At 72.5% G+C, this 21,134-nt stretch carries 15 protein-coding genes and 1 tRNA gene; 7 read left to right on the forward strand and 9 right to left on the reverse strand.

The annotated features are described in order from the left end of the window. Positions 1-301 precede the first annotated feature (301 nt). The 5 genes from MFF13_RS09860 to MFF13_RS09880 all read right to left on the reverse strand — a co-directional run bounded on the left by MFF13_RS09860 (position 302) and on the right by MFF13_RS09880 (position 7,303). Positions 302-1,561 carry an adenylate/guanylate cyclase domain-containing protein gene (locus tag MFF13_RS09860; RefSeq protein WP_238272095.1) on the reverse strand — a complete coding sequence of 420 codons (1,260 nt, stop codon included), beginning with the start codon at positions 1,559-1,561 and terminating at the stop codon, positions 302-304. Between the two features lie 14 nt (positions 1,562-1,575). Continuing rightward, positions 1,576-2,982 (reverse strand): GTPase HflX, encoded by a 1,407-nt coding sequence (gene hflX / locus MFF13_RS09865; RefSeq protein ID WP_147752533.1) that lies wholly within the window; start codon positions 2,980-2,982, stop codon positions 1,576-1,578. A 121-nt stretch (positions 2,983-3,103) separates the two neighbouring features. Further along, complete coding sequence (gene hfq, locus MFF13_RS09870) at positions 3,104-3,358, reverse strand: RNA chaperone Hfq (protein ID WP_066925253.1); 255 nt, start codon at positions 3,356-3,358, stop codon at positions 3,104-3,106. Positions 3,359-3,581: 223 nt separating this feature from the next. Next, positions 3,582-4,952 carry a nitrogen assimilation response regulator NtrX gene (ntrX, locus tag MFF13_RS09875; protein WP_147752532.1) on the reverse strand — a complete coding sequence of 457 codons (1,371 nt, stop codon included), beginning with the start codon at positions 4,950-4,952 and terminating at the stop codon, positions 3,582-3,584. Beyond that, on the reverse strand, positions 4,949-7,303 hold the full coding sequence (locus MFF13_RS09880; protein ID WP_238272096.1) for a sensor histidine kinase: 2,355 nt from the start codon (positions 7,301-7,303) through the stop codon (positions 4,949-4,951). Before MFF13_RS09880 ends, ntrX begins: the two co-directional genes overlap by 4 nt. A 152-nt stretch (positions 7,304-7,455) precedes the next feature. Between MFF13_RS09880 and MFF13_RS09885 the strand changes: the two genes are divergently transcribed. The 3 genes from MFF13_RS09885 (at position 7,456) to MFF13_RS09895 (ending at position 10,882) form a co-directional block, all read left to right on the forward strand. Continuing rightward, a tRNA-Sec gene (locus MFF13_RS09885) sits at positions 7,456-7,548 on the forward strand. Positions 7,549-7,666: 118 nt separating this feature from the next. Then, positions 7,667-8,605: an AEC family transporter gene (locus MFF13_RS09890; protein WP_147752530.1), complete on the forward strand. Its 939-nt coding sequence runs from the start codon at positions 7,667-7,669 to the stop codon at positions 8,603-8,605. A gap of 114 nt (positions 8,606-8,719) precedes the next feature. Further along, a complete protein-coding gene (locus tag MFF13_RS09895) occupies positions 8,720-10,882 on the forward strand; it encodes a TonB-dependent receptor (RefSeq protein WP_147752529.1) in 2,163 nt (720 codons plus the stop codon). A 36-nt stretch (positions 10,883-10,918) separates the two neighbouring features. Here MFF13_RS09895 and MFF13_RS09900 read toward each other — a convergent pair whose 3' ends face one another. Both MFF13_RS09900 and MFF13_RS09905 read right to left on the reverse strand, forming a co-directional pair. Continuing rightward, on the reverse strand, positions 10,919-11,332 hold the full coding sequence (locus tag MFF13_RS09900; protein WP_238272097.1) for a hypothetical protein: 414 nt from the start codon (positions 11,330-11,332) through the stop codon (positions 10,919-10,921). An 86-nt stretch (positions 11,333-11,418) separates the two neighbouring features. Then, positions 11,419-11,919, reverse strand: a complete 501-nt coding sequence (locus MFF13_RS09905) for a peptide deformylase (RefSeq protein ID WP_147752527.1) — start codon at positions 11,917-11,919, stop codon at positions 11,419-11,421. Positions 11,920-12,125: 206 nt separating this feature from the next. Between MFF13_RS09905 and lanM the strand changes: the two genes are divergently transcribed. Further along, positions 12,126-12,539 carry a lanmodulin LanM gene (lanM, locus tag MFF13_RS09910; RefSeq protein WP_147752526.1) on the forward strand — a complete coding sequence of 138 codons (414 nt, stop codon included), beginning with the start codon at positions 12,126-12,128 and terminating at the stop codon, positions 12,537-12,539. Positions 12,540-12,734: 195 nt separating this feature from the next. Then, on the forward strand, positions 12,735-13,076 hold the full coding sequence (locus MFF13_RS09915; protein WP_147752525.1) for a hypothetical protein: 342 nt from the start codon (positions 12,735-12,737) through the stop codon (positions 13,074-13,076). Between the two features lie 98 nt (positions 13,077-13,174). On the opposite strand, the gene MFF13_RS09920 is transcribed toward MFF13_RS09915, so the two are convergent. Together MFF13_RS09920 and MFF13_RS09925 are read right to left on the reverse strand one after the other, a co-directional pair. Continuing rightward, a complete protein-coding gene (locus MFF13_RS09920; RefSeq protein ID WP_373322509.1) occupies positions 13,175-17,695 on the reverse strand; it encodes a translocation/assembly module TamB domain-containing protein in 4,521 nt (1,506 codons plus the stop codon). Beyond that, positions 17,695-19,620, reverse strand: coding sequence for an autotransporter assembly complex protein TamA (locus MFF13_RS09925; protein ID WP_238272116.1), 1,926 nt, complete (start codon positions 19,618-19,620; stop codon positions 17,695-17,697). Before MFF13_RS09925 ends, MFF13_RS09920 begins: the two co-directional genes overlap by 1 nt. Before the next feature lie 572 nt (positions 19,621-20,192). Between MFF13_RS09925 and MFF13_RS09930 the strand changes: the two genes are divergently transcribed. Together MFF13_RS09930 and MFF13_RS09935 are read left to right on the forward strand one after the other, a co-directional pair. Then, complete coding sequence (locus tag MFF13_RS09930; protein ID WP_147752522.1) at positions 20,193-20,402, forward strand: cold-shock protein; 210 nt, start codon at positions 20,193-20,195, stop codon at positions 20,400-20,402. A gap of 310 nt (positions 20,403-20,712) precedes the next feature. Continuing rightward, positions 20,713-21,093, forward strand: a complete 381-nt coding sequence (locus tag MFF13_RS09935; protein WP_147752521.1) for a DUF6481 family protein — start codon at positions 20,713-20,715, stop codon at positions 21,091-21,093. Positions 21,094-21,134: the final 41 nt, after the last annotated feature.

Below are 21,134 nucleotides of genomic sequence, written 5' to 3' on the forward strand. Positions count from 1 at the left end.
TCGCCCCTCGCCCCTCGCCCCGCGTGCGGGGAGAGGGCTGCGACGACCTCGTCGTCGTCGCGGCGAGGCGGCAGCCGAGGGTGAGGGGGCGACTCGGAAGAGACTCTTCCGTTCGCGCCCCCTCACCGTCGCTTCGCCTCCGCTTCCCGGCTGCACGACGGCGTGCAGCCGGGCCTCTCCCCGCAAGCGGGGAGAGGGGGAACTCACGCGTGATCCGAGGCGCTGACGAATCGAGCTCCCGCAGAGGGGGAGGGAAGACCACTTTTCGGCGGAGGCGAGATTCGACGAAGGCGAACCCAGCCTAGGCGGCATCCGCAATGGCGAAGAGCGCAGGGTGCACGTCGCCCTCCTCCGCCACAGGCTCGGCCCGCGCGCCGTCCGGGAGGGCCGGCCCGAGCAGCCGCAGAAAATCCTCGGAGGCGGCGATGTCGAGGTCTGCGGCCTTGGCGCGGGTCTCGAGGCGGGCGAGGGTGTTCATCGCTGGGCCGAGCACGGTGTATTCGGCGCGCAAGCCGTCGTCGAATACGCCGACCAGGAGGTCGCCGGCATGGAGCGCGACGACCACGCGCAGCGGGAAGTCGCCCGTCGCGGCGCGGTCGCGGTTCAGCGCGGCGAGACGGGTGCGGATCGCGCGGGCCGAGGCCAGCGCGCCGCGGGCCTGCGCCACCGGGCCGCCGACCACGAACTCCGCCAGCACGGCGTCGCCGACGTACTTGTCGACGATGCCGTCGTGCTCGGTCACGGCCGTATGCGCCAGGGCGCGGACGGCGAGCAGCGCCCGCACCATCGTCTCGGGCGGGTGATCGCGGCTCAGGCGCGAGAAGCCGCGGATGTCGAGGGCCAGCAGGCAGGCATGGCGCCGGCGGGCGGTGCCGAGGTCGCCGTCGCGGGCGAGCTCGGCCGCGACCCCGTCGGGAACGAAGCGGGCGAGCTGCGCGCGCTCGTGCTCCAGGCGCACGGCCTCGCCGGCGGCGTGGCGCAGGCGCGCGATCCCGTCGACCACCACGACGCCGGCGGCGAGGAAGGTCAGCAGCCCCGGCGCCTGCTCGGCAAGGTCGACATGCGGCCCGAGAAAGCCGTCCGGGTCGACGAGGCCGGCCAGGATCGCGGCGCCCCAGGCGAAGGCGACCGTGCCGGCAAACAGCGCGGTGTGCCAGACGCGCATTCTGAGCGCCGTCTGGAGCAGGAGCAGGAAGGCCGGCAGCTGGCTCACCGCGTCGGCGCCCCCGCCGGTGTCGGCGGCGCCCGCCAGCATGTGCTCGACGATGACGTAGATCGCCAGCCCCGCGTTCAACGCGGTGCCGGCCCAGGCGAAGCCTTCCGCGTGACGCCCGTCCCCGCGCTCCGCCCGACCGAACCAGACCGAGCCGGCCGCGTAGAGGCCGAGGATGAACCAGTGGCTGAGCGCGTGCAGCGAGCCATCGTAGACCTGGGCCGCCATCAGCAGGACGAGCACGATCACCACGCGCAGGACCAGCAGGCGGCCGCCGGTGGCCCGCTGCGTGAGCCGCAGGACGGTATTCTCGTCTCGTGCGGCCTGCGCCGCCCTGTCGTCCCTCATGACGCGTGCGGCGCCTACCCGGCCCGGCTGAGCCGGCGGGCGCCGGCGAAGCGGTTGAGGAAGCGCGGCTCCTTCTCCGGCGCGACCCGGATGGCGAGGTGCAGCGTGCCGCCCTCCTCCATGCGCCGGTCGAGCACCTCGGCGTTCTCGTAGAGCCAGTGCAGGGCCGCGCCCTCCTCCGGCCCGAGGATCACTGCGAACGTCGAGCGCGTCCGGGCGATCCGCGCCTCGATCCGCGCGGTGAGGGCCGAGAGCCCCTCCCCCGTCAGCGAGGAGACCAGCACGGGGGCGGCGCCGTCGCGGTCGTTGCGGTCGTGGGCCGAGAGGTTGGTCAGCCGCGTGCGCTCGCCCTCGTCCAGCAGGTCGGCCTTGTTCCAGACCTCGATGATCCGGTCGGCCGACATCTCGATCCCGAGCTCGCCCAACACCGTGCCGACGTCCTCGGCCTGCGCCTCGGAATCGACGTGGGCGACGTCGCGAACGTGGAGCAGGATGTCGGCCTCGATCACGTCCTCCAGCGTGGCGCGGAAGGCGGCGATCAGCGCGGTCGGCAGGTCGGAGATGAAGCCGACGGTGTCGGACAGGATCACCGTCTCGCCGTGCGGCAGCTTGGTGGCGCGGGCCGTGGGGTCGAGGGTGGCGAAGAGCATGTCCTGCGCCACCACCTGCGCCTTGGTCAGGGCGTTGAACAGCGTCGACTTGCCGGCGTTGGTGTAGCCGACGAGCGCCACGATCGGGTAGGGCACGCGCGCCCGGCTCTGCCGGTGAAGGCCGCGGGTGCGGGTGACGGAATCGAGGTCGCGCTCGATCCGCGTCATGCGCTCCTGGATCATCCGCCGGTCGGCCTCGATCTGGGTCTCGCCGGGGCCGCCCAGGAAGCCGAAGCCGCCGCGCTGGCGCTCCAAGTGGGTCCAGGACCGCACGAGCCGCGACTTCTGGTAGGCGAGGTGGGCGTGCTCGACCTGGAGCGTGCCCTCCCGCGTCGAGGCGCGGCGGCCGAAGATCTCGAGGATCAGGCCGGTGCGGTCGATGACCTTGGCGCCGAATTCCTTCTCGAGGTTGCGCTGCTGCACCGGCGACAGGGCGCAGTCCATCACCACGAGACCGATCTCGCTGGCCTTGATCAGGCCGGCGATCTCCTCGACGCGGCCCTTGCCGAGATAGGTCGAGGGCCGGATGCGGGCGAGGCTGAGCGGGATCGCCTCGACCACGTCGAGCTCGATCGCGGCGGCGAGACCCACCGCCTCCTCCAGGCGCGCCTGCGTCGAGCGCGAGACCGGCGCCGGCCCGTGCGGCGATGCGGCGGCGGTGCGGCTGAGATAGGGACCGACGACGAGGGTGTGGGTCGCGGCGGCGATCTCGCCTTCCGGCGCGGCCATCGCCTGCAGTCGGGCCTCGCCGGAGGTCAACGTCTCGGTCATGGAATCCTTGGGCCGCCACCCTGCGTCAGGCGGCGGCGTGATGCGTGTCGGGACCCTTCAGATGGGGCGCCGCGGGCAGCGAACCAAGATGGCGCAATGCGCGTGTCGACCGCGGGCCGGCTCACGCCTTCTCGGGGGCGGTCTCGTCCGGCTCGAACAGCTGCACGGGATGACCCGGCATGATCGTCGAGATCGCGTGCTTGTAGACGAGCTGGGAATGGCCGTCGCGGCGCAGAAGCACGCAGAAGTTGTCGAACCACGTCACCACGCCCTGCAGCTTGACGCCGTTGACGAGGAAGATCGTCAGCGGAATCTTGTTCTTGCGGACATGGTTGAGGAAGGTGTCCTGAAGGTTCTGTGCGCGTTCGGCCGCCATCTTCTTATCCTTTGTTATCTTGGCGCCCGCCTTCGAAGGCGGGTTCTCGATCTTGTCGCGCCGTCGATCCCGCCACCGCTTCGCTGGTCTTGGAGGAGCCTGCGGCGGACCGGATCTTCATATTACGCGTTCAATTCCCCCGTCGATGCAAGACCCGAACCGGGTCCGCATGCGACGAAAGGGGGCTGGTTCTCACCGCGGCCGCCATGCGTCCGCAAGGGGCTCAGGGGCCGATCCCCAGGGACTTGAGCTTCCGGTGCAGGGCCGAGCGCTCCATCCCGATGAATTCCGCGGTGCGGGAGATGTTTCCCGAGAAGCGGGCGATCTGCGCCACGAGGTACTCGCGCTCGAAGATCTCCCGCGCCTCGCGCAGCGCCAGGCTCATCAGCTTCTCGCCGCCGGCCCCGTTCGGGGTCGTCGGCACCAGGGCGCCGATCTCGGAGGGCAGCATCTCCGAGGTGATCTCCTGGTCCGGGTCGGCCTGGGTCAGGATCATCAGCCGCTCGACGTTGTTCTTGAGCTGGCGCACGTTGCCCGGCCAGTTGTGCGATTGCAGCACCGCCATCGCGTCCTGGCCGATGACCCGGCGTGGCAGCCCGGTCTGGGCCGAGATGTTGTCCATGAAGAACTGGATCAGCTCCGGCACGTCCTCGCGGCGCTCCGAGAGCGAGGGCACGCGGATCGGCACCACCGAGAGCCGGTGGAACAGGTCCTCGCGGAAGCGCCCGGCGGCGATCTCCTCGGCGAGGTCGCGCGACGACGACGAGATGATGCGCACGTCGACGTGCACGCGGGTGGTCCCCCCCACGCGCTGGAAGTTCTGATCGACGAGGACGCGCAGGATCCGCCCCTGCGTCTCGCGGGGCATGTCGGCGACCTCGTCGAGGTAGAGGGTGCCGCCATGCGCCTCCTCCAGCGCGCCGACCCGCCTGCCCTGCTCGCCCCCGGCCTCGACGCCGAACAGCTCCGATTCCATCGTCTCCGGCAGGATCGCGGCGGCGTTGAGCAACACGAACGGGCCGCTGGCCCGCGCCGAGGCCTTGTGCAGGCCGCGCGCCGCGAGCTCCTTGCCGGAGCCCAGCGCGCCGGTGATCATGACCCGGGCGTTGGTCGGGGCGACCCGGTCGAGGGTCTGGCGCAGCTGGTTGATCGCGACCGAGCCGCCGACGATGCGGTTGGCGGTGCCGGAGCGTGCCGTGAGGTCGCGGACCTCGCGCCGGAGGCGCGAGGCCTCCAGAGCGCGCTCGGCCACCAGGATCAGCCGGTCGGCCTTGAACGGCTTCTCGATGAAGTCGTAGGCGCCGGCCTTGATCGCCGAGACCGCGGTCTCGATGTTGCCGTGGCCCGAGATCATCACCACCGGCAGGTCCGGATGGGACGCCTTGATCAGGTCGAGCACCTGCAGGCCGTCGAGGCGCGAGCCCTGCAGCCAGATGTCGAGGAAGACGAGGTGGGGGCGGCGCGACTCGATCGCGGCCAGCGCCTCGTCGGAACTGCCCGCGGTGCGCGAGCGGTGGCCCTCGTCGTCGAGGATGCCGGCGACCAGGTCGCGGATGTCGGCCTCGTCGTCGACCACCAGGATATCGGCGCTCATGGCTGCATCTCCGCAATCATTCGGGGGGCCGTCGACGCGGCGCCCTTCTCGTCAGGGTTGGCGCGGGCCGGGCCCGCGTCGTCCGCGTGCGGCAGCGCCCGGGGCACGCGCATGCGCACCTGGCCGCCGCGGCCGGCGGGGTTGTCGTTCAGCTCGATCCCGCCGCCATGCTCTTCCAGCACCTTGCTCACGATCGCCAGACCGAGGCCGGTGCCGCCTTCGCGAGTCGTCATGTAGGGCTCGAGCAGGCGCTGGCGCCCCTCGGCGGGAAATCCCTTGCCGTTGTCGGTCACCGCGATCGTGGCGAAGCCCTCCTCGACGGTGAGGCTTAAGGAGACCTTGCCCTTGCCGAGCTCGGCCTCGGGCACCTCGGCCACCGCCTCGACGGCGTTCTTGAGGATGTTGGTGATCACCTGGCTCAGCAGGCGGATGTCGAAGGCCGCGGTGATCTTCTCGGCCTCCGCCGTCCCGGTGCCGCCGACGCCGTGGGCGGTGAAGGCGAAGTCGATGTCGGGATGCGCCACCCGCATCATGAACAGGTTCTGCTTGGCGATCTCGGTGAGGTCGTTCTCGGCGATCGCGGGCTTCGGCATCCGGGCGAAGGACGAGAACTCGTCGACCATGCGCTTGATCTCGTCGACCTGACGGATGATCGTCGCCGTGCACTGGTCGAACACCTCCTTGTCGGCGGTGATGACCTTTCCGTACTTGCGCCGGATGCGCTCGGCCGAGAGCTGGATCGGGGTCAGCGGGTTCTTGATCTCGTGGGCGATGCGGCGGGCCACGTCCGCCCAGGCCGAGGTGCGCTGGGCCGAGACGAGGTCGGTGATGTCGTCGGCCGTCACCACGAAGCCGCGCGCCCCGCCCTGCGCCTGCTCGCTGGTGACCCGCACCGCGATGGTGCGCTCGCGCCCGCCGCGGGTGAGCTGGATCTGGTGCGCCTGCGCGCGCTGGCGCCCTTCCGTGCCCGGAAGGAGCGGCGCGAGCTCCGGCACCGCGTCGGACAGGCGCTGGCCGACGAGCGCGCCGTCGGCGAAGTCGAGCATCCGCTCGGCGGCCGGGTTGGCGATGGTGACGAAGCCGCCGGCGTCGACGCCGACCACGCCGGGCGAGACACCCGACAGCACGGCTTCCGTGAAGCGCCGGCGGCGGTCGATCAGGTCGCTCGCCGCGGTCAGCCCGGCATGCTGGCGGCGCAGCTCCTGCGTCATCTTGTTGAAGCTCTCGCCGAGGTGGGCGAGGTCGCCGTCGGTCTTCCGCGCCGGGACCTGGGCGTAGAAGTTGCCCGAGGCGACCTGGTCGGCGGCGTTGATCAGGCGGCGGATCGGGGCGACGAAGCGGTTGGCGAAGTTCATCCCGAACCACACCGCCGAGAGCAGGGCGATCAGGGCGATCAGCACGAAGATCGAGGCGAAGGTCACCTGGATCGAGGTGCGCAGCGAGTCGTAGGTCAGGTATTCGGCCGCCGCCGCCCGCGACACGCCGGGGAAGTCGATGGCGAGCTGGTTGACCTCGCGCTGCACCAGCAGCACCGCGTCGTCGTAGGCCGGCATCCGGAACATCGCCGCGAAGACGCGGCCCTCGGTCGGCAGCAGGCAGATCGGGTCGCTGGACTTGGCCGCGTCCTCGAAGGCGGCGGCCGAGGGCAGGCGCGTCGTCTTCAGCACGTCGATCTTGGCGCGCGCCACCACCTCGTTCGGCCCGCGCATGATCTGGGCGACCGGCAGGCCGAGGTTGCTCGCGCGGGTGGTGAGGAAGTTCTCGAACCAGTCGCGGTTGACGTCGAAGTTCGGCCGCGCTCGCGTCAGGTCGTCGTTGAGGATGCGGATCTCGCGCGCCAGCGACTGGCACTGGTTCTCCTGGTAGGCGTCGGCCACCTCCACGGACTTCAGCACCACGTCGCGGACCCGGTCGGTGAAGCCGAGCGAGAGGCCGCGGTCGATCGTCACCGAGGCGACGACGGCCAGCAGGCAGGTCGGCAGGATCGCGATCAGCGAGAACAGGCCGACGATGCGGGTGTGGAGCCGGGCCACCGCCGCGTTGGCGCGCCGCGCATGCAGGAAGACCCGCGCCTCCCAGGCGATGATCACGGCGAGCCCGAGCACCAGGGCGACGTTGATCGCGAGCAGCGTGACGCCGATCGTCGGCGTCGGCGTCACGCGGATGACGCCGGCCAGGATCAGGAAGGTGGCGATCGCCGAGACCAGCGCGGTGACGACCACCACGGCGCCGATCCAGCCGGGCCCGCGCGGCCCCGGCCGCATCGCGTCGGGGGCGGCACCGGCCTCGTCGGGCCTTGCCGGCGAGGCCTCCGAAGGGGCGCTCAAAGCCCTGAATCGCGAAAACGGCATGGCTGATGCAGGGCCACAACAGTGTGGCGAAATTATTACGAATCGGGCACGGGATGGGCGCTGGCGACCGCGCCGGGCTGGTCCGACCCGCGACGCTTCGGCCTCGCGGCCGGTGCTTGGACCCCGCGCCGGACGATGCTATCCCGATCGACGGAGGCGAACGGGGTCTGGTGGCCCTCCTGGTCTTCAAAACCAGTGGTACGCCAAAAGCGTACGGTGGGTTCGATTCCCATCCGCTTCCGCCAAGCGTCCTCCCGCCCGCCCTCGTCGAACCGCCTTTCGCGATGGCGCGCCTCACGCCTTGGTGCGGGAGCCCGTGGAGTCTAGGACGCCCGGACCTTGGTTCCGGACGCGGTCCCGCTCATGTTCTCGACCCTGATGGTCGTGCTGCCGATCTTCGCGCTGGTCTTCGCGGGGTGGCTGATGCGGCGGTGCGACGTGCTCGGCGACGGCGCCACGGCCGAGCTCAACCGGTACGTCGTCTACCTGGCCCTGCCGGCCCTGCTCTTCGACGTGATCGGTCACACCCACGCGGCCGAGATCTGGCAGCCGGGCTTCATCGCGGTGTTCGGCCTGAGCAGCCTGATCGTCTTTTCCGCCACCGTGGCGTTCCGCCTGCGCCGTCCGATGCCGCTCGCGGACGCGGCGATCGACGGCCTCAACGCGGCCTACGCCAACACCGGGTTCATGGGCTTTCCCCTGGCGCTGGTGGCGCTCGGCCCGGCGGCGCTCGCGCCCACCACCATCGCCGCGATCATGACCGTCTGCGTGGTGTTCGCGGTCGCCATCGTCCTGATCGAGATCGGGCTGCAAGGACAAGGACAGGGCCGGCGCGCGGAGCTGGTGCTGAAGGTCGCCCGCTCGCTCGTGCGCAACCCGCTGCTGATCGCCCCCGCCCTCGGCGCGCTGGTACCGCTTTCGGGGGCCTCCGTGCCGGCGCCCGCCGAGACCTTCCTGAAGCTGCTCGGCGGGTCGGCCGCCCCGTGCGCCCTCGTGGCGCTCGGGCTCTTCCTCGCCCGCCCGCGCACCGGGGACGCGCCGCCCGCCGCCGCGACCGCCCTGCTCGTCGGGCTCAAGCTCGTGGTGCATCCGCTGCTGGCCTACGGCCTCGCCCGCGCCTTCGGCCTGCCGCCGCTCCTGCTCCACACCGCCGTGCTGATGGCGGCGCTGCCGACCGGGACCGGGCCGTTCATGCTCGCCGAGTTCTACCGGCGCGAGGCCGCCGTGACCTTGAACGTCGTGCTGGTCTCGACGGTCGTCTCGATCCTCACCGTCTCGGGCTACCTCGCCGCCATCCGCTGAGCTGTGGCCGCACCGCAACGCCCAGCCCGGGAGCGACGCCCGGCCATCGATCTCGTCTTGTTATGATGTTACATTCACGCAATGTAACATCATAACGTGATCTGACGGGGCGTGATGCGAAGCGGGCAAGGGATACTCCAAGGGACGCTTCAAGAGACGGTCCAAGCGACACTGTGGGCGGCGCTTCTGGGCGTCGGCCTGCTGCCGGCGGCGGCGCGTGCGCAGGATGCGGTCGCCCTATCCGAGCTCAGCGTCACCACGGCGAGCCCGATCCAGCCCGGTCCGAAGGCGCCGCCGGATGCGAGCCTGCCGGCCGGCATCCTGCCGGTGGCCGTCGACACCTTCTCGCCGGTGACGGTGGTGACGCGCGACCAGATCGCCCGCGAGCAGCCGCGCACCCTCGGCGACGCGCTGATGGACCGGCCCGGCATCTCGGCCTCGACCTACGCCCCGGGCGCGGCCAGCCGCCCGATCATCCGCGGCCTCGACAACAGCCGGGTGCGAATCCAGGAGAACGGCGTCGGCATCCAGGACGTCTCGGAACTCGGCGAGGACCACGGCGTGCCGATCAACCCGCTGGTCTCCGACCGGATCGAGGTGATCCGCGGGCCGGCGACCCTGCGCTACGGCAGCCAGGCGATCGGCGGCGTGGTCTCCTCCGAGAACAACCGCGTGCCGACCTTCATCCCGCCGCGGGGCTATGCCGGCCAGGTCACCACCGGGTATTCCAGCGTCGACAACGGCCGGCTCGTGGCCGGCACGGTCGACGCGGGCTCGGAGAACGTCGCGGTCCACGCCGACGGCTTCAGGACCGGGGCCGACAGCTACGACACGCCCGCCGGCCTCCAGGCGAACTCCGCCAACCGCTCGCAGGGCGGCGCGGTCGGCATCTCGGCGATCGGCGACCGCGGCTTCGTCGGGATCTCGTTCAGCCACTACGACGCGCTCTATCAGATCCCAGGCGGCGAGGCGGCCGACAGCCGCACGCGCCTGAACCCGAACCAGGACCGGGTGCTGGCCCGCGGCGAGTATCGGCCGCTCGAAGGACCGTTCGAGGTGATCCGGTTCTGGGCCGGCGGCTCGGTCTACAAGCACCAGGAGATCGGCCTCGGCGAGGACGGGATCGACGGGGTGCAGGCGACCTTCAAGAACCGCGAGGCCGAGGGCCGCGTCGAGCTGCAGCACGTGCCGGTCTTCACCGCCCTCGGCACGCTGACCGGCGCGCTCGGCCTCCAGGCCGGGCGGCGCGAGATCGGGACCTCGGGCGAGGCGGGCACCCTGCTGGCGCCGACCGATTCCCGGTCGAACGCCGCCTACCTGTTCGAGCAGCTCGACATCGGCCACGGCCTGCGCTTCCAGGCAGCCGGGCGGATCGAGGGCGACCGCTCCACCGGCACGGCGACGCGGTTTCCGGGAGACTACCTGCCGGTGGCGGGCGAGGACCCGCTGGCCTTCGGCCGCCGCCGCCGGTTCGCGCCCAAGAGCCTCAGCTTCGGCGCCCTGCAGGACCTGCCCTACGGCTTCGTCGCGAGCCTGAACGGGTCCTACGTCGAGCGCGCGCCCACCGCCTTCGAGCTGTACTCGCGGGGGGCGCACGACGCGACCGCGACCTTCGAGATCGGCGATCCCGACCTCAGGAAGGAGCGGGCGCGCACCGTCGAGGCCAGCATCCGCCGGGCGGAAGGGCCGCTGCGCCTCGACGCGACGGGCTACGTCACCCGCTACACCGGCTTCATCTACAAGCGCGAGACCGGCACGCGCTGCGGCGACGCCTTCGCCTCCTGCGGCTCGGACGACGACCTGCAGCAGATCGTCTATTCGCAGCGCAACGCCACCTTCTCCGGCGCCGAAATCGGCGCGCAGCTCGACCTGATCCCGGTGGGCGACGGCTGGGCCGGCCTCGACGCGCAGTACGACTTCGTCCGCGCCCAGTTCGACGACGGCACCTACGTGCCGCGGATCCCGCCCCACCGGGTCGGCGGAGGCGCGTTCGTGCGGGCGGACGGGTGGTACGCCCGCGTGTTCCTGCTGCACGCCTTCGCCCACACCGAGGTCGCGCCGCTGGAGACGACGACGCCGGGCTTCGACGACCTGCGCGCCGAGGTGAGCTACACCCGGCCCCTCGACCCGGCCGTCTACGGCGCCAGCGCGGTGACGCTGGGCGTCGCCGGCCGCAACCTCCTCGACGACCGCATCCGCAACTCCGCGTCGTTCAAGAAGGACGAGATCCTGCTCGCGGGCCGCAACGTCCGGGTGTTCCTGACCGCACGGTTCTGATCTTGGGGACGCAAGCGATCCCCGCCCGGCGACGCCTCAGCGCCGGGGCCTGTCGGGGGAGGCCGGCTTCGGCTTGGGCGCCGGCAGGTCCACGGCGCCGGCCGTCGTCCACTGGCACACCGCGGTGCCCTGCAGGGCGAGGCAATCGTACTGCGCGCCGCCGAGCGCGACGTGGTCGGCCAACGCCGCGACCCGGTCTCGCGGGTACGCCGTGCAGCCGAGGTGCTCGGCCTTGGCGTCGGCCAGGCGCGCGAGGGCGGCGGCCTCGTCGGGCGCCTCCCGCCGCAGGAGGCGGTAGTTCGCCAGGGACGGGCAGGCGATCACCGGCGCGGCGACCGGCCCTTGCACCGGGGCCGTGGCCTTGGCCGGCCTGGCCGGCGCCTGGGCTCGGGCAGGCCCGTACACGGCGAGCCAGGACAGGGACGTGGCGAGCAGGATCGCGAGACGCATCCCTCTTCCTAAGCGCAGCCCGGCAGCGCGCCAAGGCCGCGAGCGCCGCACGGCTCGGGGCCCGGGGCGTCGCGACGGGGGCGGATTCAGGCCTGCGCCCGCAGCTTGGCGAAGCGCTTCACCGCCCGTTCCCGGCGCACGCGCGAGAGCCGCGCGATCCAGAACACGCCGTCGAGCTGGTCGATCTCGTGCTGGAGGCAGGCGGCCCGGAACCCGTCCGCCGCCTCCTCACGCTCGATCCCGTCGAGGTCGTGGAACCGCACCCGGATCGTGGCCGCCCGCTCGACCGGCTCGGACACGCCGGGCATCGAGACGCTGCCCTCCCGGGCGGTGGCGCGCTCGGGCGAGCGCTCGACGATCTCCGGGTTGACGTAGACCGTGGCCGCGCCACCGGGCTCCGGGCGCAGCACGACGAGGCGCCGCCGCACCCCGAGATGGGCGGCGGTCAACCCGGCCGCCGCGGCCGCATCGAGGGCCTCCGTCACGTCGCGGGCGAGGTCGCGCAGGTCGGCGTCGAAGGCCCCGACCGGCTCCGACGGCAGGTCGAGGCGCGGGTCGGGATAGAGGATCAGCGGACGGGCGGCCATCGGGTCGGGATCTCGCGGCTCGGGGGGACGGGCAATTCGGAGGGGATACCGCAACGCCGCGGGGAATGCCGCGTTGGGCTCCCGTCCGCACCGCCGTCCCCGCAGGCGCGCGGGGGCAACCTCAGCGATGAGATCGAAAAAGCGCTTGTGCGGTGCAAGAGGCACGCGTAGGGATTTCGCGCAACACGTTTCGGGAGAATTCGGCAATGACCCTTCGTCTTTCCAACAGCTTCGCCGCCCTCGTCCTGGCTACCGCCACCCTGGCCGCCCCGGTCGCGTTCGCCAAGCCGATGAGCGGCGCGCAGGCCGTCAAGATGATCGACACCGACAACGACGGCACCGTCGACATGAAGGAGATCGAGGCCACCGCCTCGGCGACCTTCGACCGCCTCGAGAAGGATTCCGACGGCACCCTCGACAAGAAGGAGCTGAAGGGGCGCCTGAGCGTCGCCGGCCTGAAGCAGGCCGACCCGGACATGGACGGCACGGTCGACAAGAAGGAATACCTCGCCGCCGTCGCCGACCGCTTCAAGGCCGCCGACCCGGACGGCGACGGCACCCTCGACGCCAAGGAGCTGAAGTCCCCCGCCGGCAAGGCCCTGCTGACGCTGATCAAGTAAGTCTCCCGGCGCGACCCTGCGGGGTCGCGAAGCTGACGGCCCCGACGAGCCGCCCCGGAAACGGGTGCGGCTCGTTCGCGTTCGGACGGCGCTCACGCCGCGCGATGGGCCGTGCGAGTCGCGCGGCATGCGAATTCTGTTGACGAATATCAACCACAGGATGCAATCTGCCGTCGTCGTGGGGGCAGGTACAGCATGAGCATCGATCACCCGAAGGTCGCGGTCCAGCCTTCGCTCGTCGCCGAGATGCGCGAGATCATCGAGGAGACCCGCAAGACGGTCGAGGCCTCGCAGGCGGTCCTCGATCGCTGCGCGACGCCGGTCGCGGAGGCGCCGGCGCCCGAGGCGATCGACCCGGCGGCCGAACGGGTCGGCCTGCTCGAAGGCATCGCCGACGGCCTGATCGTCGCCCACGAATATGCCAAGCTCGACGACGACGCGGCGACGCTCGCCCTGGTCGAGAAGGCGATGCTGCATGTCGGCCGCCGCCTCGCCCAGGCGATCGGCCCGAAGAAGGCCGGCATCGCCTGCCACTAGGGCATCTTCAAGCGAGGCGAATGCCGGCTCGCGTGAGGACGATGCGACCTCGCAGCCGTTGAGAGCATCGTCCGGCGAGGCGCCAGCGTGGCCCGGCGTCAGTACTCCCATTCCGCGCCGACGCCGACGCTGGTGCGGCCGTCGCTGCCGGCCTCGCCCTGGATCTTCACCCGGCGCGTCACGTCGTAGTCGATGGTGGCGCCGGTGTCGGCGGGCTTCGCGCCGGCCTTGATGCCGACGCTGAGGCGGTCGCTGAGGTAGCGCGAGGCGCCGAGGGCCGGGCCCCCGCTGGTCCCGGTCGAGACGTCGAGGCTGTCGAGGCCGAGGCCCTTGCGCGCCGCCTCGAACACGTCGACGCCCCCTGCCCCGCCGGAGAGCTGCGACACGGCCTGCGCCAGCTGCAGCGCCTGGAACGGCGACAGGCTGCCCGACGCCTTCTTGAACAGCAGCCGCGACAGCACCTCGTCCTGCGGCAGGCTCGGGTCCGAGGAGATCGCGAAGACCGGGCTGTCGGCCGGGCCCGAGACCGCGATGCGGGCGGTGATGTCGGTGGCCTTGGTCTCGGCGATGAAGTCGAGGTCGGGCGCCGCGATCGCGCCGCCGAAGGTCACGCGGCCGCGGGTGAAGTCGAGGCGCTGCCCGATCACCGCGAGGCGCCCGCGCCGAAGCTCGAACGCGCCGTTGGCGGTCGGGTCGCGCGAGGTGCCGGTCACGCGCAAGCTCCCGCCGAGTTCGGCGTCGATGCCGCGCCCGCGCACGAAGATGCGGTTCGGGGCCGACACCGCCACGTCGAGGGTGGCGTCGAACGGCACGGCGGGCTTGCCGCGGCGCGGGCCGCGCTTGCCGACGGCGGCCACCTGCGCGCCGCGCGCGGCCTTGGCGTCGAGCCGGGCGCGGATGTCCGGCGGGGTGTTGATCCGGCGGATGCCCGGCAGCGGCTGCACCGTGGCGGGCAGCCGGTCGGGCACCGACACGTCGATCGAGACCACGTCGACGCGCCCGGCGATCCGCGGCGTGCGCGCCAGCGGGCCGGAAAGCGCGAGGTTCAGGCTCGCGACCGCCGTCATCAGCGGACTCGAGATCAGCTCGGCGCGTTCGCCCGCGATGCGGATCGTGCCGGGAAAGCCGGCCTGCGGCTCGAGCGCCACGCGACCGTCGGCCCGGAGCTGGCCGCCGTTGCGGGTCGCCAGGGTGAGGCGTTCGAGGACGATCGTGTCGCCGCGCCCCGTGGCGCGGCCCTCGATGTTGGTGAGCCGGATGCCGTTGAGCGGGTCGGCGAAGCTGCCGCCCACGAGCGTCGCGCTGCCCTCCGCCCGCGGCGCGGCCAGCGTCCCGGCCACGCCCGCGTCGATCGTCACGCGGCCTGCGACGCGCTGGCCGCCGACGCTGAGCAGGCTGTTGGCCAAGGCGGCGTCGAGCGTTCCACGCGCCTTCACCGCGAGCTCGCCGCCGGCCCCCGCGGGCAGCGAGCCGGACAGGGTCATCGCGACGCCGGGGCCGGCGGTGATGCGCCCGTCGAGCCCGATCCGGCCGTCGCCGAGGTCGCCCGAGGCCCGGGCCTCGATCGGTGGCAGGCCGGCCTTGCGGGTCTCCGGCGTGACGAGGCGGGCGACCGTCAGAGCGTAGTGCCCCTGTGGACGGTCGGCGGGCCCGCGGATCGCGGCCTCGCCGTCGAGGGTGCCGGCGAGCGTCAGGCCGGGCGAGGCGATGCGTGCGAGCGCCAGCGGCAGGGCGCGGATGCCGACCGTCAGGTCGTTGTCGCGCCCCGCCCGGCCTGCCACCGTGACCCGGCCCGTGCCGGCGGCGATGGTCAGGCCCTCGATCCGGGCGCCGTTCCCGTCGAGGGTAACGGTCGCGGGGCCGGCCAGCGCCAGCCGGTCGGCGCCGCGTGCGGCGGAGAAGCGGATCAGGTCGATGCGCGTCGCCTTGTCCGCGCCGTCGCCGGGGCCGACGCGGGCGGCACCGTCGAGGTCGAAGCCGCGGGCGCGCGCCTTGAGCGCGAGGTCGGTCGCAGCCGTGGAGCCCGTCGCAGTCAGGCGCACCGTGTCGAGGGTCTGGTCGGCGGCGACGAGCCGGTCGGCCTCGACGCGCCCATCGATCCGCGGAGCGCCGCGCAGCTCCGGTCCCAGCAGGTCCTGCCCCTTCAGGTCCGCGTCGAGCCGGGCGAGGCCGACCGCGCCGGCCTGCAGCCGTTCGCCGGTCGCGCGGATCGTCGCGTCCTGCCGCCCACCCGCGCGCGACAGGGCGATGTCGGCGTCGAGGCGGCCGGTGAGCCGGGTCAGCGCCAGCGGCGTGAGGTCGTCGAGGTCGCCGGCCTTGAGCTGGACCGCGCCCTCCGTCAGCCAGGTCGCGGCGTCGAGGGCGGCGTTCCCGGCGAGGCTCACCGAGCCGAGGCCCAGGCCGAGCCGGTCGAGGCGCCAGTCGGCCCCTGCGCGCGCGAGGTGCGCGCCGCCCTGGAGCGGCTTGCCGCCGACGGTGCCGCCGACGGCGACCGTGCCGTCGAGGGCGCCGGTCAGGTCCTTGAGGGTCGCCTCGATCCGCAGCGCCCGCACGGGGCGGCCCATGCCGCTGGCCTGGTCCGCGCTGATCAGGGCGAACAGGTCGGGCCGTTCGAGGCTGCCGGAGAGCGTGCCGGAGAGGCCCGCCCGGCCGGAAAGGTGCTCGTCGAGGGCGGACAGATCCTTCAGGTCGACGTCGAGCCGGGCGTCGGCGACCCGGGCGGTGGCGCGGCCGTCGAGGCGGCCGACGACGGCGGCGCCCTCGAGCTTGGCGGCGTCGAAGGCGTAGCCGTCGTAGACCTGCGACAGGCGCCCGGTGACGCGCGGCTCGGTTCCGAGCAGCCGGTCGAGCACGGGGCGGCCGAGCGACAGCGCCTCGGTGCGCAGGTCGAGGTCGGCGGTGACGGCCTTGCGCGCCGGATCGCCGTCGAGCTTGGCCGTGCCGGACATCCGCCCGGCGAGCGGCCGGCCGGCGAGGTCCGAGAAGGCGGTAAGGTCGGACAGGACGGCCTCGACCGTGCCGGTGAGGGTGTTGCGGCCGACGCGGCCGGCATAATCCGCCCGCATCGTCGGCGCCTCGACGTGCAGGCGCGAGACCGCGACCACGTTGTCGGGCTCCAGGGTGCCGCGGAAGTCGAAGGCGGCCTTGGTGCCGAGCGCCCGCCGCAGGGCGGGGTCGGGCAGCGTCAGCCCCTCGACCCGGGCGTCGGCGCTCAGGGCGAAGCGGTCGGCCGCTTCGGGCTCGGCCGAGAGCCGGGCCTCGACGAGGTCCAGGGCGCTGTCGCGGGTGCGCAGGCCGGCGGCCTTCAGGCTACCCGCCACGCGGGGCCGGGCGAGCGGCCCCTTTAGGCTTCCGTCGAAGACCAAGGTCTTGAGCTCGCTCTCGGCGGCCCGGGTCACCCCGCCCTCGGTCGGCACGGCGCGGGCCTGGAGGGTGAAGTCGGCGTTGCGCGCCGCGTCGAGGGTGCCGCGCGCGTCAAGGCGGGCAGTGCGGGACGCCAGTTCGAGCCGGTCGATCCGCAGGGCGCCGCCGTCGGAGAAGCCGAGCGCTCCGTCGAGCTTGGTCGTGCCCGAGAACACCGCGGCGGCGGGGCCGGGCAGCAGCCCCTCGATGCGCGCGGCGAGGTCGAGGGCGAGCCGCCGCTCGGACCCGACCCGCGTGATCCGGGCGCCGCCCTGCGCGCCGATGGTTTCGCCGGCGGAGAAATCGAGGCGGGCGTTCCACGCATCCAGCGTCCCGCGCCCGTCGAGGTCGAGGTCGACCGGCGGGGCGCCGGGCATGTTTAGGCCCTTGGAGAGCAGGCCGCCGGCCGGCTCGTTCAGGGCCGCCTTCACCTCCAGGCGCTCGCCCTGCGGCACGAACAGCAGCTTGAGGCCGAACCGGCCGCCGGCATCCTGGCGCTGCACCGCGGCGTCGAGGTCGAGCCCTTCGGACGGCGCGCCGAGTTTCGCCCGGCCCTTGGCCGAGAGCCGCGCCGGCTGGCCGGCGATGCCCTCGCCGAGCACGAGGTCGGCCAGGGAGAAGTTCTTGATCTCGACCTTGACCGGAAGGTCCGGCAGCAGGGTTCCGTCGGGCTCCGGCGTCGCGACGACGGCGGCGGGCACCGGGCGCCGCAGCACGTCGAGCCTGCCGACCTCGAGGGTGTCGACCTCGAGCCGGCCGGACAGGAGCGCGAGGCGCCGCCAGACGATGCGCGCCCGGTCGAGCTTGAGCCAGACTCCGTCGCGGTCGCTGATCGCCACGTCGCGGATGACGGCGTCGGACGACAGCGCGCCGTCGACCGCGCCGATGGCGACGCGCGACGACGGGGTCGAGAGCGCCCGCGAGAGCAGGCCGCCGAGCACGGTCTTCTCGGCCTCGTCCGCGGCGTGGGTGACGGCTGCGGGAGCGGAAAGCCCGACGACGAGGAGCGAGGCGGCGAGCGCGACGCGCGTTCCGCCCTGCCCCACGGGACGGCGGATCCCTGCACGGCGCAACGCCGCCGGACCGAGCGCGGGCCCCCTCTCCCGGCCGGGAGAGGGTCGGGGTGAGGGATGAGAAGTGTCCGGAGCGGTCACGCCCCTCGCCCCAGCCCCCTCCCCCTGGGAGAAGGCGCCGCGTCGCGTGTCCCAGATTCCCATCAGAACGACTGCCCGAGGCTGATGTAGAGCGCGACCGGGCGCTCGTGGTTGCCCTTGATCCGGTCGAGCGGGAGGGCGACGTCGACGCGGATCGGGCCGATGCCGGTGTAGTAGCGAAGCCCGAGGCCCACCGCGGTGCGGATGCGTTCGTCGAAGTCGGGGAGCGAGCCGGCGAACGCGGTGCCGGCATCGAAGAACGGCACCACGCCGATCGTGTCGGTGATCTTGATCCGGGCCTCGAACGAGGCTTCCAGCAGGCTCCGGCCGCCGACCGGCAGGTTGAACGGCCCGCGCGGCCCGAGCGTGCGATAGGGGAAGCCGCGCACCGAGCCGCCGCCGCCGGCGAAGAACCGGATGTTGGCCGGGATGTCCTCCAGGCTGGCGCCGGAGATCGAGCCGAAGCCGAGGCGGCCGGCGAGGATGTAGCGCGCCTCGTCGTCCAGCGCGTAGTAGGTCGAGCCCTGCGCCTTGGCGACGAAGATCGACGGATCGGAGCCGAGGAAGCCGGCATAGGGCGTCGCCGAGGCGGTGAGCCGGACACCCTTGGTCGGGTCGAGCAGGTTGTCGGTGGAATCGTAGGACACCGAGACCGGGATGCCGACCAGGCGGTAGTCGACCTTGCCCAGCGCGTCCTGGGCGCGGCCCGCCTGCCCCTCGACGCCGACCTGCGCGTAGAACGTGTCCGAGAAGCGGTGGCGGACGCCGAGCGTCCCGCCGGCGGCGTCGGCGACGTAGCTCTGCTGCGCCTCGCGGCCGGCGAAGAGGTTGGCGATCAGGTCGTTGCGGGTGCCCCAGAGCGCCGGCTTGACGAAGGTGGCCGACAAGCGCCCGCCGAGCCCGTTCGACTCGATGCCGGCGAGCTTGCGCTGCGTCGCGTAGAGGTCGTTGCCGAGGTAGAACAGGTCGGCGTCGAGGCGGATGGTCTCGCCGCCGCCGAACAGGTTGCGGTTGGCGTAGGTCGCCCGGATGCCGGGGCCGTCGACGGTGGAGTAGCGCGCCGAGACGCCGATCAGGTTGCGGTCGCGCTCGGTCACGTCGACGAAGATCGGCAGGTTGCCCTGCCCGTCCAGCGCCTCGCCCTCGCGCACCCGCACCGAGCCGAGGCCTTCGACCTTCACCAGCGCCCGCCGCATGTCGGAGAGCGCCTTGGGCGAGTACGGGTCGCCCGGCTCCGCGTAGATGAAGGAGCGCACCACCGCCGGGTCGATGTCCTTCGTGCCGCGCACGGCGACCGCGCCGAGGCCGGCGCGCGGGCCGGGGTCGACGGTGAAGGTCACGTCCATGACGTGGGCGGCGTCGTCCACGACGGGATCGCGCGACACCACCTCGGCGAAGGGGTGGCCGCGCTCGCGGAAGCGGTCGACGATCTTCGCCTCGCGGGCGAGCACCAGGCTGGAGCGCGCCGGGGTGTCGTCGTCGACCCGGGTGAAGCGCGGCGGCAGCACGTCTTCGGGGAAGGCCTGCCCCTGCGGATCGCGGACAGTGACGGTGCGGATCGTGTAGAGCGGCCCGGCATCGACCGCGATGCGGACCGGGACCAGGGCGCGGGCGCGCTCGGATTCCGCGGCGCGGGCGGCGGCGATCAGCGAGGCCTCGCCGCCGAGCACCACCTCCTCGATCCGCACGGTGACGCGGCCGGCGTAGTAGCCGTAGCCGGAGAGCGCGTCGGGCAGGCGCCGGATGTCGGCCTCGGCGCGGCGCACCAACCCCTCCCCGTCCGGCGGCGGCTCGCGGCGCAGGCGGTGCAGGGTCGAGGTGTCCTCCAGCGTCTTCTCCAGGTCCGAATCGTCGGTGCCCTGGATCTTGAGCGCGTAGGGCAGCGCCGCGGCGCTCGGGGCCAGGGGTTCCTCCTCGGAGCCGAACAGCCCGAACAGGTCGAAGGCCGCGGCCGGCGCGGCGGACAGCGACAGGCCGGCGGCGACGATGGAGCTGAGGACGGCGCCGGCCCGAGCGCCGTCGCGCGTGCCGTTCCGAACGCGCGGTCGGTCCCGGTTGCGTCGCGTCACGCCCGGCGGCCGGCCGTGCGCTGCAGGTTCGCGGCGTGCGAACGATCCGTCGCGATCATTTCGAAGTCCCCCCGTTGCCGCGATGCCGATCATGCCACGGCAGGCCTTAAGGAAGGCCGCCGCCGGTCCCCCGCCCGAGCCGGATCCGGGGTCGATCGGGCGCGGGGTCGATCGCCAGGACCCCATCGCGCACGCGGTCGAGCCTATCTGCCCGGGCCGGCTGCGGCAACCTTCGGCGGGCGCCGCGACGGTCGGCGCCACCGTTGGCCGCACTCTTGTCAGACGCCCGGGCGCGACCTACCTCTGCGACTGCGTCGATGCTTGCCGGCCGCCGCCGGGTTGCTCCGCCCGCTGTCCCTTTAGCCTCTTGCAAGGGCGTTGCTTCGACTGACATTCCATCTCGACATCCATACTCCCTCGCCCATCCCCACGCGTGGACAGCCGCTCGGGCCGGCGGGGTCAACACATCTGATACGACGGAGGTAGGCGCCATGAGCACGGGCACCGTGAAGTGGTTCAACGAGACCAAGGGTTACGGCTTTATCCAGCCGGATGACGGCGGCAAAGACGTGTTCGTCCACATCTCGGCAGTCGAGCGCGCCGGCATGCGCAACCTGATCGAGGGCCAGAAGCTCTCCTACGAGATCGAGAACGACAAGCGCACCGGCAAGCAGTCGGCCGGGAACCTCCAGGCTGCCTGATCCGACGGACGACGCCTCCGGACTTGAAGTCCGGGGGCGTCAACCTAGTCACTTGCTGTCACGGCGCTGCGGCATTTCCGCATCAGTGGCTGGATTTGGGTGGCGCGACGACGATTTCCGCGCTTCGTCACGATTTCCCGATGACGTCCAGGTTGCATGCCGGCAAGCGCTCGGTCATTGGCTTTTTCGATCCGCCGCAGGGCGGAAGACGCTTTGCTGCAGGGCCCGTTCCCCCGGCCCCGTCCCACGGATTGATCCGGCGCGGACGCTCCCGAAACCCCGAAGTGAGACACCGTACGAGAAAGGTCAGATGAGCGCATTCGACTATCGCAATTTCGACGACCGCCGTCAGCATTCCGCAGCCGCCAAGGCTGCCCTGCTCGCCAAGTTCAAGGCGCGCCCCCCGGCCGACGACCCCGAGATGATCGCCAAGGCCAAGGCCCGCGCCGAGCTCGTCCAGGCCCGCGAAACCCGCACCCGTGAGCGCGAGGCCGCCCGCATCGCCGCCGAGAAGCAGGCCGCGGAAGAGAAGCGCGCCCGCGAGGAGGCCGAGCTTTCCGCTCAGATCGCCCGCGAGGCCGCCGAGGCCGCCGCGCTGCAGGAGCGCAAAGCCTCCGAGCTCGCCGCGAAGAAGGAACTTCGCGATGCCCGCTACGCCGCCCGCAAGGCCAAGGTGAAGACCAAGCGCTGAATCCCGGACGCGCCAGCGCATCCGGCCGCCACACGACGCCG

Source organism: Methylobacterium cerastii (assembly GCF_022179125.1).
GTDB lineage: Bacteria > Pseudomonadota > Alphaproteobacteria > Rhizobiales > Beijerinckiaceae > Methylobacterium > Methylobacterium cerastii.

Bases quoted from the DNA above. Each gene is read 5' to 3' on its own strand.
- MFF13_RS09860 (WP_238272095.1), bottom strand. From the start codon at position 1,561: ATGAGGGACGACAGGGCGGCGCAGGCCGCACGAGACGAGAATACCGTC.
- hflX (WP_147752533.1), bottom strand. From the start codon at position 2,982: ATGACCGAGACGTTGACCTCCGGCGAGGCCCGACTGCAGGCGATGGCC.
- hfq (WP_066925253.1), bottom strand. From the start codon at position 3,358: ATGGCGGCCGAACGCGCACAGAACCTTCAGGACACCTTCCTCAACCAT.
- ntrX (WP_147752532.1), bottom strand. From the start codon at position 4,952: ATGAGCGCCGATATCCTGGTGGTCGACGACGAGGCCGACATCCGCGAC.
- MFF13_RS09880 (WP_238272096.1), bottom strand. From the start codon at position 7,303: ATGCCGTTTTCGCGATTCAGGGCTTTGAGCGCCCCTTCGGAGGCCTCG.
- MFF13_RS09890 (WP_147752530.1), top strand. From the start codon at position 7,667: ATGTTCTCGACCCTGATGGTCGTGCTGCCGATCTTCGCGCTGGTCTTC.
- MFF13_RS09895 (WP_147752529.1), top strand. From the start codon at position 8,720: ATGCGAAGCGGGCAAGGGATACTCCAAGGGACGCTTCAAGAGACGGTC.
- MFF13_RS09900 (WP_238272097.1), bottom strand. From the start codon at position 11,332: ATGCGTCTCGCGATCCTGCTCGCCACGTCCCTGTCCTGGCTCGCCGTG.
- MFF13_RS09905 (WP_147752527.1), bottom strand. From the start codon at position 11,919: ATGGCCGCCCGTCCGCTGATCCTCTATCCCGACCCGCGCCTCGACCTG.
- lanM (WP_147752526.1), top strand. From the start codon at position 12,126: ATGACCCTTCGTCTTTCCAACAGCTTCGCCGCCCTCGTCCTGGCTACC.
- MFF13_RS09915 (WP_147752525.1), top strand. From the start codon at position 12,735: ATGAGCATCGATCACCCGAAGGTCGCGGTCCAGCCTTCGCTCGTCGCC.
- MFF13_RS09920 (WP_373322509.1), bottom strand. From the start codon at position 17,695: ATGGGAATCTGGGACACGCGACGCGGCGCCTTCTCCCAGGGGGAGGGG.
- MFF13_RS09930 (WP_147752522.1), top strand. From the start codon at position 20,193: ATGAGCACGGGCACCGTGAAGTGGTTCAACGAGACCAAGGGTTACGGC.
- MFF13_RS09935 (WP_147752521.1), top strand. From the start codon at position 20,713: ATGAGCGCATTCGACTATCGCAATTTCGACGACCGCCGTCAGCATTCC.